This window comes from Streptomyces sp. NBC_00224 (genome assembly GCF_041435195.1).
GTDB lineage: Bacteria > Actinomycetota > Actinomycetes > Streptomycetales > Streptomycetaceae > Streptomyces.
On sequence record NZ_CP108106.1, the window covers coordinates 3,868,835 to 3,880,874 of the forward strand.

The 12,040-nt window shown below is 67.4% G+C and carries 9 protein-coding genes and 1 tRNA gene; 1 reads left to right on the plus strand and 9 read right to left on the minus strand.

Annotation, left to right across the window (positions count from 1 at the left end):
* Positions 1-177 precede the first annotated feature (177 nt).
* On the minus strand, positions 178-1,674 hold the full coding sequence (locus OG965_RS17295) for an MFS transporter (protein ID WP_371652974.1): 1,497 nt from the start codon (positions 1,672-1,674) through the stop codon (positions 178-180).
* Positions 1,675-1,872: 198 nt separating this feature from the next.
* Between OG965_RS17295 and OG965_RS17300 the strand changes: the two genes are divergently transcribed.
* Positions 1,873-1,947, plus strand: a tRNA-Cys gene (locus tag OG965_RS17300).
* A 57-nt stretch (positions 1,948-2,004) separates the two neighbouring features.
* Here the strand turns inward: OG965_RS17300 and OG965_RS17305 are convergent.
* The 8 genes from OG965_RS17305 to OG965_RS17340 form a co-directional block, all read right to left on the minus strand.
* Positions 2,005-2,622, minus strand: a complete 618-nt coding sequence (locus tag OG965_RS17305) for a hypothetical protein (RefSeq protein WP_371652975.1) — start codon at positions 2,620-2,622, stop codon at positions 2,005-2,007.
* 60 nt (positions 2,623-2,682) lie between these two features.
* Entirely contained in the window at positions 2,683-5,010 is a 2,328-nt protein-coding gene (locus OG965_RS17310; protein ID WP_371652976.1) for a hypothetical protein, read from the minus strand.
* A gap of 93 nt (positions 5,011-5,103) precedes the next feature.
* A complete protein-coding gene (locus OG965_RS17315; RefSeq protein ID WP_371652977.1) occupies positions 5,104-5,592 on the minus strand; it encodes a hypothetical protein in 489 nt (162 codons plus the stop codon).
* An 80-nt stretch (positions 5,593-5,672) separates the two neighbouring features.
* The gene (locus tag OG965_RS17320) at positions 5,673-7,973 is read right to left on the minus strand and encodes a DUF6571 family protein (protein ID WP_371652978.1); all 2,301 of its coding nucleotides are present in this window, start codon (positions 7,971-7,973) and stop codon (positions 5,673-5,675) included.
* Between the two features lie 60 nt (positions 7,974-8,033).
* On the minus strand, positions 8,034-8,468 hold the full coding sequence (locus tag OG965_RS17325; protein ID WP_371652979.1) for a hypothetical protein: 435 nt from the start codon (positions 8,466-8,468) through the stop codon (positions 8,034-8,036).
* Between the two features lie 166 nt (positions 8,469-8,634).
* On the minus strand, positions 8,635-9,870 hold the full coding sequence (gene mycP / locus OG965_RS17330) for a type VII secretion-associated serine protease mycosin (RefSeq protein ID WP_371652980.1): 1,236 nt from the start codon (positions 9,868-9,870) through the stop codon (positions 8,635-8,637).
* A gap of 19 nt (positions 9,871-9,889) precedes the next feature.
* Positions 9,890-11,467, minus strand: a complete 1,578-nt coding sequence (locus tag OG965_RS17335; RefSeq protein ID WP_371652981.1) for a hypothetical protein — start codon at positions 11,465-11,467, stop codon at positions 9,890-9,892.
* 36 nt (positions 11,468-11,503) lie between these two features.
* Positions 11,504-12,034: a hypothetical protein gene (locus OG965_RS17340; RefSeq protein ID WP_371652982.1), complete on the minus strand. Its 531-nt coding sequence runs from the start codon at positions 12,032-12,034 to the stop codon at positions 11,504-11,506.
* Between the last annotated feature and the right edge of the window lie 6 nt (positions 12,035-12,040).

Sequence of the window (12,040 nt, forward strand, 5' to 3'; positions counted from 1 at the left end):
TTCGTGCGGTCGGGTGCGGCGGGCAACGCGTATGCGCGGCGACGGACGGGACGCCCACGCTCACGTACGTACGACAACCGGGCCACCTTACCGGTGGGGCGGGGGCGAATCCGGGTCGGCGGGGCGGGTGGGGGTGAGGGGTGAGCGGGTTCACAGGGGGTGGGGCGAGGCCGGACCTCACCGTTCGCGCAGCCGCACGCCCACCCAGGCCCCCACCACCGCGACCCCCGCCATCGGCAGGAACACCGCCGCGAACGCCCCCGGGTGCCCGGACGACCCGGCTGCCTCCACCGCGTCGTGCGCGGCCCCCACAGACCCGCCCCCCAGCGCCGCGAACGCCGCCCCGCCCCCCGCGAGCAGCAGCACGTTCGACAGCCCGTCCGAGATCTGGAGGGCCGCCGAGTTCGCCCCCGCCTCCTCCGGCGCCGAAAGCTTCAGCAGCAGCACGCTCGTGGAGGCGATGACCATCCCCATCCCGAAGCACCCCACGCCCCAGGCGACCGCCACCACCCACACCGGCACCCAGGAGATCAGCACGCTGGGCGCCGCAGCGATGGCCGCCGCGACCATGAGCATCCCCACCACCATCAGCCGCTCCCGGTACGGCTCGGCCCACGGCCGGGCCTGCACGTACGACCCGAGCGCCCACGTCGCCCCGCCCGCCGCCAGCGAGAACCCGGCCATCGTCGGCGACAGCCCCCGCTGCGTCACCAGCATCAGCGGTACGAAGGACTCCGCCGCGATGAACGACCCCGCCGCGATCCCCCGCAGCAGCACCACGGACGGCAGCCCCCGCACCGCCCGGTACGTCCCGCGCGGCAGCAGCGCCCGCCGCCCCGCGACGGCGGGCACCAGCAGCGCGCCGCCCGCCACGGCCGGCACCAGCGACAGCCACCGCAGGTCCTGCCCGGCGTACTGGAGGAGCCCTGCCCCCAGCGAGATCATCAACGCCAGCCGGATCTGCCGCCGGTCGAACGCCTCGACGGGCGCGTCCGGGTCGGCGGGCCCGGAAGCCATACGCCGTATGGCAGGCAGGGCAAGCGCCAGTGGAAAAACGACAAGGGCAGGAATCCCGACGAACACCCACCGCCACCCGAGGTGCTCGGTGACACTGCCCGCCGCCAGCGGCCCGACCACCGACGGCACCACCCAGCTCGCCGCGAAGGCCGCCATGATCGCGGGCCGCATCGGCTCCGGGTAGGCGCGCCCGACCACGACGTACAGCGCCACGATGACCAGCCCGCCCCCGAGCCCCTGCACGGCCCGCCCGGCGATGAACATCCACATGTTCACCGCCGTCCCGGACAGCAGCAGCCCCGCCCCGAACGCCGCTATCCCCACCGCGAGCGCCCCCAGCGGCCCCCGCCGGTCCGCCCACTGCCCGGCGACGACCATCCCGAACAGGCTGGTCGTGAAGTACGAGGAGAAGGCGAACGCGTACAGCGACACCCCGTCGAGCTCCCGCGCCGCGACCGGCATGGCAGTCCCGACGGCGGTCGCCTCGAAGGCGATGAGGAGGACGACGGCGATGGTGCCGATGCTGAGAGCGCGATGTGACTTACCAAGAATGCCGACGGTTCCGCCGGGTTCGCCGGTTCCGCCGGGTGCGGCGGGAAGGTCGATGGTGGAGGCGGACGAGGTGACATCCGCGTCGGCGGACTCCAGGGCGCTCATGAGCCCACAGTAAGGGCCAAGAACCCCTTTGACCCCTGTCCAGAGACGGTCCCCCACCTCAGCATTTGGTCGTACGCCCCAGGCCCCACCCCCACCCCGCCCACCCCACATGAACGCAACATGGCAGTCCCATTGCAGCCCCCAAGCTCCCCTTCCCCACTCCTCCCCCACCCCCTACGTTCAAAGAAGCCAGCACACGGCCGTGTGCCCGAGTGGCTGAGGGGCTCGCCTGCAAAGCGAGTTACGCCGGTTCGATTCCGGTCACGGCCTCCAAACCCCGAGAGCGGGCGCCCCACGACATGGGGGCGCCCGCTCTGGCCGTTCAAAGCCTCATGCAACCGGCTGCAGGACCAACGGATCCGGCAACCCACCGGAGTTCTCGCACTCCATCTTCTTGGCGAGCTTGAGCGAAGCGGCGTGCAGCACCCTTAGGGACGCCTCCCGGAACTCCCGCGTATTCGGCGTCTTCCTGTTGCTGTGGGCCGCCACCCGGCCATGGACCCGAACAGGCCGGCTCCGAGACGCACCCGACTCCGGGCTCACGCACTCGAAGTACAAGGATGACTCGCCCGCCTTCGCCCATGCCTTCTTCCCCAGTCGATACAGCTGAGAATCCATCGGATGCTGCTTGTCCGTCACGTCCCAAGGGGCGTAGACGTCGAACTGAACATGGAAGCTCCCCCGCCTCTCTTCTCCGGCGATCACACAGAGAGTGGAGCTGGTGCGCGACCAGTTCACACGTTTCCGATGCTCGTCCTCCAGGAACTTCGCTGCTTTCGAGAGATCATCCGCAGACGTATTAACAAAAAGGCTCGTCCCGGTCAGCTTCTGCAAGGAATCTGCCCCCACGCGTTCCGAGAACAAGCCGTCACAGACGCGCGACGCGGCAAGAGGCTTGTCTTCATCACCGCCTCCGCCACACGCCGATAGCACGGCACCGAGAATCAATGGCGCTCCCGCTATCCAGACGCTCTTCCGCCCGCGCACAAGCCTTCCCTTCCCGCTCGATCAACCAGTCTCGGGGTCGTTACCCTGCTGGTTCTCCCTGTCGTTCCCTCTCCCGTAACCGAGATCGAAGGCGTCTTTCAAATCGCGCGAGAAGTCATCATTCAAGTCGATGCCATGCTGCCGCCGGAAGTGAATCAGCGGCGCCTGTGCACTGACTTCCCCTCCTCTGTAAATCAAGGTCTTATTGTCCCTGATTTCACCTTCGATCTTTTCCTTGCGACTCTCGGCCGACTTGTCCGACCAGTCGCCGACGACCTGCCCAGCAAGCTGTTCCAGCGCACCGTGGCCCGTGTCAACGGCGAGCGGAACGACGATCGCAGCGGCTCCCGCCGCCGCAGCGGACGCCGGCAGGAAGGCGACACCTGCGGCAATCGCTGAGGTCGTGCCGAATTCGACCCAGGCGGAGCGCTTCGCGTGCGCCTTCTCGTACTCCTCGTACTTCTTGTTTCCTTCCGCCTCGACCTGATCCGCCCGCGACTGGTCGAGCATGCCCTGGACCTCGGCGCCTGTGCCGACCGCAGCGCGCGCCGCACCGTGGTCGATCTTGCCGTCCACTCCTACTTGGGCCTCCAACACGCTGGTGGTGTACAGCCGTTCGGCGGTCGAGACGGCGGCGTACGCATCCGGGTGCTGCCCAAGCGCGCTCAAGAACTTCCGGGCCGGCAATTGATCGAACTGGGCGTGAGCATCGGGCTCCCTGTGGGGCGCGAACACGCTTTGACTTTCATTGCTCTCAAGCGCCCAGTTGATGTCGTCGACGTACCCGGCAGCCATATTTCCCAGACTGTCGGCCAACGCTTCCTGATGTTTGAGCAGTTTCGTGTCTTCCCCGTACTTCGAGACGACATCGGTCATGATCCCGACCGACGTCTCGTCCCGGCGCAGCTCCGGGCGAGGGTCGTCCCAAGCATGCCCGAGCGTCGCCGCCTCCAACGCATGCCCGAACGCATCCGTCGTATAGGCCGCGGACTTCTTGGCATCACCCGGATCATGACCGTCGATGTCAGGGAAGGACTTGTACCCTTCCTTGCCGAAATAGTCCAGGTAATTATCAATCGGATCGGACTTGTCCTTGCCCAAATCCGCCGCCCCGCTCCCCACCGTCCCGTCCTCGTTGTACGCGGTCGGATCGGCCGAGAAGAACTGCTTCGACGCCTCCGGGCTGTGGCCGAGCGCCTCCAGCATGGACGTCACCGGGTCGTAGCCGGAACCGTTCACCCCGGACGGGTTGAACGGATTCTTCTGCCAGCCCCCGACCGGCTTCGTGTCGGCGAACAGGTACGGGTTCTTCTGATGTAGCTGAACCACATGCTCGGCGATCGGATTGAGGAACTTGGGGTCGTAGTTCCCGTACCGCATGATCCCGCCGAGCAACTGGTACCCGTACGGCGGATTGGGGTCGTACTTCCCGAGCGAAATGCGCTCGGTGCCGAGCTTCCGCAGCTCGCCGCCCCAACTGTCCGGCAGATGCCACTTGTTGTCGGGATCGGTCGCGGTGGCCAGATTGAGCCCGAGGTTCTTCTGCAGCTCCTGGACGTCCTTGAGCCGCTCCTTGTCGACCTTCGCATAGTCGTACGTATCGGTCGACAATTTCCCGAAGAACTCCAGCGCGCCCTTCGGCCCCAGCTTCGCGTAGAACGTCGTGGCGAACTCCGCCGACCCGTGATTGTCCCGCAACAGCTCGTTGAGCTTCTGGAGTTCGGTGTGGGTGATGGCCCGCCCCTTGGCGGCGAGGTCGAGAGCCCGCTGCGCCTCCTCCGCGTCCAGGCTGGAGAACCGGGGCGCGGTGAAGTTATTGGCATCCGTGACGTTCGCCGCCAGCGCCCGCTGCAGCGCCTCATCGGCGTCGCCGCACTCGTCGACCAGTGCCTCGATCCGCCGCTGCCACTCCGCGAGGTTGTCGTTCTGCTTCTTCAGTTCAAGGGAGAAGTCCGGTTCGTGGCGGGCGGTGTAGTCGCCGGAGAGGGAGTAGCGGGCGGTGACCTTGCCGTGCGCATCGACGACGATGCCGGACTTCTCCGAACCATCAACGATCTTCTGCAACTCGTCCTTCACCCGCTTGAACGCCGCATACCCATCGGCCAGGACCGCGTGGATCCCCCTCGCCTCCGCCGCCGCGTCCTCGAACTCCTTCGCCGTCTTGCCAATGAACTGCCTGGTCACACCCGCATTCACCCCGGCCCAGTCAGCCGCATCGGCATGCGCCTTCATCCCTTTACGGGCCTCTTCAGCAAGAGACTTGAGCCTGGAGACCATGTCCGACCAGTCATCCACCGCCGTCTTCAACTTGTCGAGCGGCGCATTCACCACGTCGTCGTACGTGAGCATGTCCTGATACCGACCTTGATGGCTCGAAGTCCGTTACGTGCGGCGGCTACGCGTGGCGGCCTACTTCAGATACTCATCGACCCGACAGGCCGCTCACGGAGCGGTGGCGTTGGCGCATTTCAACTCGCGTTTGGCGAAGTCGACGTACTGCTGCATGAGAGTGGTGAGGGTCTTCCGAGATTCAGCGGTCTCGGGAGCCTTGTTCGCGGTGAGCTCCAGCTCGACATACTTGGCCGACTTGGGCAAAGCGAGATTCCTCGGCAGGTCCGGGCGCTCGCACAAGAACACGGAACCGGCTCCGCCATCCCAGACGAATCCCTCGTCTCCCGCCGCGATACGTGTGCCGCGATTCAGGGCCCAGCCATTCCACTCGGTCCCCTTGCCGCTCCTTCTGCGCTCCGCCCATGCGACGAACCGTGCATCGCCGTCGATGTACAGGGTGCAGTACGTGCTCGATTTCGCTCCGAACACATCGAATGGGCGCTTGTTCACCAGTTCCGCCTTGCCGCCATGGGGCAGCAAGGAGGCGGTCGATTTTCCGGTGAAAGCCCCCCAGCACATACTCTTTGGCAGGCTCGGCACGGAATCGTTACTTTCCGAGCAGCCGCTCAAAATCAATAGGCCGACGATAGTGCCTCCCGAAGCACGGGCCGCGCGTCCTATCACTTTCCACCGCCCCTGGGTGCCGTGCTGTCCACAGAATCTCGCCCCACCGAGAAGCCAACTGCCGCCGAGGAGGAAGCTGTTCCTTGGTACTCGCGGATGTCCGGCTTGGACAGACCAGCACTCTGACCAGCCGTACTCACCGCGTCCCGCGCCGCCTGCTTGGCCCTGGACTCGGCCGTCGTATAAGCGCCTGCGGCCTCCTGGCTCGCCTCCGCCGAGGTGTCTTTTTGAGCCTTGTCCACGATGGACTTTGTGATGTCCTCTTGGAGCCACTCCACGGCATCGCCCCCGACCGGCAGCATCTCCACATACTTCGCACCGACCGCGCTGATGATTCGGTTGGTCCAGTCCGCCTTGTCCTGGAGGGCCTCATTGAACTTGGCGTCATCAGCAGAGTGCTGCTCATGGATCGCCTCAACCCGCGCCTCGGCCATGATTCCCGCGATCTGTCCACCGGGAAGAACCGCGTTGCGCAGCGCCTCGCCGACATCCGCCCCATGGTTCTCCGGATGGGCGAACACATCGCGTACCAGGAGCGTGGTGTACGCCTGCTGCGCATGGGTGAGGGCGCCATAAGCGCCGGGGTCCTGTGCCACCGCTGCCAGGAAGTGCGTCATCTCCCCTGGTTTGAATACCGCCATCACGCCGAACGGCTTCGCCTGCTCCGCCCCGTTCTCCGCCGACGCCTGCAGATCAGGCATGTACTCCGCAGCCATGTTCCCGAAGTTCCCCGACAGGCCCTCCAGGGGGCCCGGCGCGTCGTCGCCGCCGAGGATGAGGGACGGGTCGGCGCCGATCTTCGACACGACGCGCTCCATCACCTTGGCCATCTGCTCGGTGTGCTCAACAGGCTTCGCGTCCTCGTCGCCCGGTACTCGGCCCGTGACCGCCGCCTCCAGCGCGTTCCCCGTCGCCTCCTGGAGCGGGGAGCCGGGCGGGGCGCCGGGCGTCGTGTCGAACCAGTCTGCGGTCGGCTTGCGGTCGAGGGCGTAATCGACCATGCCCTGGGCGTGCCCGTGGACGCCCTTGACCGCCTTGTCGGCGGTCGTGACGATCCCGTCCCCGTTGCTGTCCTCGCGTACGGGCTCGTTGAAGAACGCCGTGGACGCCTCGGGGTTGTTGCTCATGGCCTGCATCAGGCCGGTCATCGGGTCGAAGCCACGGCCCCCGTCCTTGTCCTGGTTGAACGCCATGGACTGGACGAGCGGCATGTTCTGGTTCCAGATGCCGGGGTTCTTGTGATCCATGCCGACCATGTCGCGGCCGATGGGGACCAGGAACTCCTTGTCGTACTCGCCGTTTCGCAGGATCGAGGCCAGCGCCTGGTAGCCGTACACCTTCGTGCCGACGCCCGCGAACCCCCCGACGTCGATCGGCTTGTGGCCGGCCCGCATCATGTCGAGCGTCCACCCCGCGTCCAGATGCCCCGGCGTCTTGGTGTTCGTGGCTATGCCGAGCATCGACCCCATGTCGTTCTGGATGCGGTGGACCATGTCGGCCCGGTCGTGTCCGGCGGGGCCGAGGCCCGTCGCGTCGAGCGACATCTTCGTATAGAGCTCCAGCGTGCCCTCGGCCCCGAGCCGCCGGTAGAAGTCGGTCGCGAACTCCGGGTCCTTCGCGTGGTCCGTCATCACCTCTTCGAGCTGCCGCAACGCCTCGACGTTGCGCGCGGTTCCGCCGTCGCCCGTGGACTTCCGGGCCAGTTCGATGGCCCAGGCCGCTTCCTCGTCGTCGAGGCTCTCGAACTTGGGCGCGCTGAAGTTGTGCTCGTCCGGCACATTGGCCGCCAGTGCCCGCTGCAGCGCCTCGTCCGCGTCGCCGCATTCGTCGACCAGTGCCTCGACCCGCCGCTGCCACTCCGCGAGGTTGTCGTTCTGCTTCTTCAGCTCAAGAGAGAAGTCCGGTTCATGGCGGGCGGTGTAGTCACCCGAGAGGGAGTAGCGGGCGGCGACCTTGCCGTGCGCATCGACGACGATGCCGGACTTCTCCGAACCATCAACGATCTTCTGCAACTCGTCCTTCACCCGCTTGAACGCCGCATACCCATCGGCCAGGACCGCGTGGATCCCCCTCGCCTCCGCCGCCGCGTCCTCGAACTCTTTCGCCGTCTTGTCAATGAACTGCCTGGTCACACCCGCATTCACCCCGGCCCAGTCAGCCGCGTCGGCATGCGCCTTCATCCCTTTACGGGCCTCTTCGGCGAGAGACTTGAGCCTGGAGACCATGTCCGACCAGTCATCCACCGCCGTCTTCAGCTTGTCGAGCGGCGCGTTCACCACGTCGTCGTACGTGAGCATGTCCTGATACCGACCTTGATGGCTCGAAGTCCGTTACGTGTGGCGGCTACGCGTGGCGGCCTACTTCAGATACTCATCGATCCGCGACACCGCGATCAGCTCGCCCCCGACGCGCTCGTCGTCCTTGGCGTGGGCGGCCATCGAGTAGTCGAGGTGGTTGGAGATCTGCGCGCAGGCGTCGCTGAGCGTGCGCAGCTGGGTGTCCCACTTGGCGCGGACCTTCGCCAACTCGCCGCCGCTGGTGAAGTTGCGGGCGCTCAGGGCGGTCGCGGCGGCACCGGTGGATTCGCGTGCGTGATTACCGTCGCGCTTGAGCCCGTCGTGGAGCTTGAAGGCGTCCCCGCCGACCACGCCGAGGTCGTCGCGCTGGACGCTGAGGTCGGCGGCGCCGGGGGCGTTCGCCCCGCTCGGCCCGTTGTCGGCGCGATTCAGCCGCATGGCCACGTTGGCGGCCGCGCTGGCGTGCGCCTGGCGCCACTCTTCCTCGAACGACATGCGGATCCCGCCCCCGTACGCCCCCGGACAACTCTTTACCGTTTCCACAACGTACGGACGCCGCGCTCTTCGCGCCAGCACATGGTCTGGCTATGGGATTACGTGGCCGTTTCATCCCCCCTGAATGGCTGGGATGGGGCGGGTGGGTTGACGGAGGCGCCCTGTTCTACGTGGTGCGGCGCCGCCGCGACCGTACGAGCGGTACGGCCACGGCCGCCCCGACGACGGCCACCGCCCCGAGTCCGATCCACAGGCCTGTGTTGCTGCCGCTGTCGCCGTTGTCTCCGTTGTCGCTGGATGCCGCTTCCGGGGCTGTGGGCTTGGGAGTGGCGGGGGTACTTGAAGGGGCCTGGGGGGAAGGGGAGTTGGTGTTGGGCGCGGCCAGGTCGGGAAGCGGGTACTCGTTCGCCGGGCCGGGGTCGCCGGGGCTCGTCAAAGCGATACGGGGGCGGACGACTCCGTACCCGATGTAGTCCGTGCGCTTCTCCCCGTTCCGGGGGCCGCCGGCCGTGTTGAGCATGACTCTGAGGACCTGGTTGTTGGTCCACTGGGGGTACTTGGACCAGATCAGGGCGGCGGAGGCGGAGGCGAGGGCGGTGGCGTCGCTTGTGCCGTGGCTGGTGCAGATCTGGGTGCCGCCGCCGCAGGCTTCCACCATCTCGTCGCCAGGGGCCGCGAGGTCGATCTGTGATCCGTGCTGCGACTCCTTGGTCGCTTCGATCTTCTTGTCTACGGCTGCCACGCCTACGGCGCCAGGCGTGGCAGCCGGATATTCGACCTGATTGCCCTTGTCGCCGCTGTTGCCAGCAGAGGCGAAGACCAAGGAACCCTTGCTCAGGGCGTACTTCACAGCGCTAGCGAGCTCGTCGGATCCTTCCGGCGCGCCTTGTGACACGTTGATCACCTTGGCATCATGATCCGCCGCGTAGCGAATTCCCTCGCTCAGCTTCTTTACGAACATCGGAATGTTCGTGAGTTTCGATCCTTCATCCGCCTTTGGGAGCCTGACCGGAAGAATCTTCGCGCCGGGCGCCAAGCCGTAAGCCCCGTCTCCTGCCGACCGCTTGCCGGTACCGGCGATCAACGAGGCCATGGCGGTCCCGTGACCCTTGTAGTCGGTGTGCTCGTCGCCGTTCTGACTGGAAAGGTTGAGGCCGGGGAGCACCTGGCCACGGAGGTCAGCGAGACTGTCATCAACGCCGGTGTCGACGACCGCGACGGTAATCCCCTTGCCCGTACTGATCTTCCACATCTCGTCCGCCTGCATGGCGTCGAGATGCCACTGGCGCTCGCGGACGGTCTCCGCGTGAGCAGGTGTGGCGGCAATGCCCACCAGCAGGGCCCCCAAGGCGACGGACACGGCACGGCCGTGCCTCATGACTCGATGGCTGCTGGTAGACATGCGCTTCCTTCGTACGGGCTCAGTCGATTACAGGCGGCACAATACGGCGGTCGCTCTGCTGCCAGGTCTCTTCGTCCTCGGTGAGGTAGTCGGGACGCTCGCCTCCGCGCTCGTCCCGCCGCCCGGCGGCGCCGTGCGTGCCAGGCGGGATCATGCCGCCCCGCCCGGCCCGACCTGCCTGAGAGCCGCCTTCCGTGTTGCGTACGAGACCGGAGCCGCCCTCGGTGAAGGGGCGGCCGCTTCTGGTTCCGGGCTCGGTCGGGCGACCGCCGACGATGCCGCCGGGCTCGCCCGCCAGGCGGCGGCCGCCGGAGAACCCACCCCGGGTGCCGCCTCCGCTGGTGCCGCCGCCCGGACCGTGGGCCATCGGTGGTCGGCCCTGCGTCGTGCCCTCGTGACCGACGACGGTGCCTCGGGGGATGCCGCCCGTCGGACGACCGGTGCTGGGCGGTACCTGCCGGCCACCGACGATGCCGTTCTCACGCGGGAGCTTGCTCGGGGGGACACCGCCCACGGTGCCTGGCCCGGTCAGGGCAGGGCCGCGGAGCCCGCCGGTCGACTGTCGCCCGCCCACGACACCGGGGGCGGGCAGGCCGGTCTTGCCGCCTCTGACGCTTGGAGGCGGCACGATCCCGACGGGTGCCGGCAGGCCGTCCGGCCTGGAGAGAGGTGGCGGAGAGGTTGTGACGTCAGGGCCGACGGGAACGACGGAAGTCGGCGGCGGCAGCGTATCCACGCCGTCGATGACCGTACCGACAGGCCGATCAGGCACATGAGTTGGAGGGGTCACTGCGGCCGGGGTCACCGTGTGAGGCGTCCCCGTAGTGCCGCCCGTTGTCGATGGAGTCGCCAGATGACCGCCCGTCTGCGAGGTCGATGTCCTGCTCCCTCGGGTGGACGACGTCTGGCTTCCCTGAATGTACTGCTGCCCATGGCGGTCGAGATCCGGCGGCACAAACACCGCCGGCGGCGCCGGAAACACCGGCGGCCGGAGCGCCGCTATCTGCTCCCCCGACTGCACATACGCATCCGCCAACCGCTTAAGCTCCCGTACCGCCTCCTGCCGCTGCCCCTCCATCTTCTCGTTGAGGCCGGTCAGCTTGGCCGAGGCGTCTCTCGCGTCCTTCTGGCCGTCGGGGTCGTGGTGGGCGGCCACGTACAGCTTCTGGGTGTCGGTGGCTTCCTTCTTGAGGGCGGGGTCGTACTCCGGGACCGAGGACTTGACCTGGGCAATGGCGTTCGAGACGGCGTCGAGGTTGGTCGCCGCGGCGTTGCTGTACTGGCCCAGGCCCAGCGTGGCCATCGCCGCGTCGTGGCCCCAGTCGGTGAACGCCTTCGCGCCCTCGCCCGTCCAGACGACGCGGCTCATGTGGGTCTTCAGGTCGTCACCGATCTCGGTGATCGTCGCGGCCGCGTCGGCGAGCTTCTTGGCGAGGTTGGTCGCCGAGTCGCCCTTCATGCCCTGGACCATGGTCCAGAGTTCCTGATGCGACTTGTGCTCGAAGTCCGTCCGCTCCACCGGCGGCGCCTTCGGCGCCCCCTGCCCCCGCTCCTGACCCGGCCCCGGTCCCCGCTTCTGCCCCTTGTTCTCAGCCATGTCGCCGCACCGCCTCCCCCTGGAATCCACGCCCCATCAGATCGTCCCGCCCGTCGCACCCTTGTCCGGTGCCGGCGCCTTGGGCGCGGCCGCGCCGGGCGTGTCCGCCCCGTACAGCTCCTGCTGGCGGTGCAGTTCCCCGGCGATCGCCCGCATCCGGTCCCGTACGTCCGCGTCCACGCCGTCGTAGCCGTTCTCCGCCGCCAGGACCGCGATGCACAGGCCCTCGATCTGCATGCCGAGCGCCTTGGAGAGCTGGCCGATCTGGTTGTGGACGACCTCGTACACGCCGTACAGGAACGTGCTCTCCTTCAAGTCCTCCGGGCCCAGCTCGGACTTGGCCAGGCGGTCGGCGCCGATCTTGACCGACGCCGCCTCCGAGTCGTTGAGCTTGGTGAGCAGCGCGTCGACCCGCTTCTTGAAGGTGAGCATCGACTCGGCCTCGCGCGCGAGGTCGGCCGCCGCCACGACAGCGGCGCCGGCCGCCCCGCCGATGACCGGCATCAGCGCGAGCACCGGTGCCAGCGTGTTCACCCCGGGCCCCACGTCCCCGCCGTCCTGCGCCACAGTCGC

What these genes read in the sequence shown, in the direction of transcription:
- OG965_RS17295 (WP_371652974.1), bottom strand. Translation starts at nt 1,674, where the DNA reads ATGAGCGCCCTGGAGTCCGCCGACGCGGATGTCACCTCGTCCGCCTCC.
- OG965_RS17310 (WP_371652976.1), bottom strand. Translation starts at nt 5,010, where the DNA reads ATGCTCACGTACGACGACGTGGTGAATGCGCCGCTCGACAAGTTGAAG.
- OG965_RS17320 (WP_371652978.1), bottom strand. Translation starts at nt 7,973, where the DNA reads ATGCTCACGTACGACGACGTGGTGAACGCGCCGCTCGACAAGCTGAAG.
- OG965_RS17325 (WP_371652979.1), bottom strand. Translation starts at nt 8,468, where the DNA reads ATGTCGTTCGAGGAAGAGTGGCGCCAGGCGCACGCCAGCGCGGCCGCC.
- mycP (WP_371652980.1), bottom strand. Translation starts at nt 9,870, where the DNA reads ATGTCTACCAGCAGCCATCGAGTCATGAGGCACGGCCGTGCCGTGTCC.
- OG965_RS17335 (WP_371652981.1), bottom strand. Translation starts at nt 11,467, where the DNA reads ATGGCTGAGAACAAGGGGCAGAAGCGGGGACCGGGGCCGGGTCAGGAG.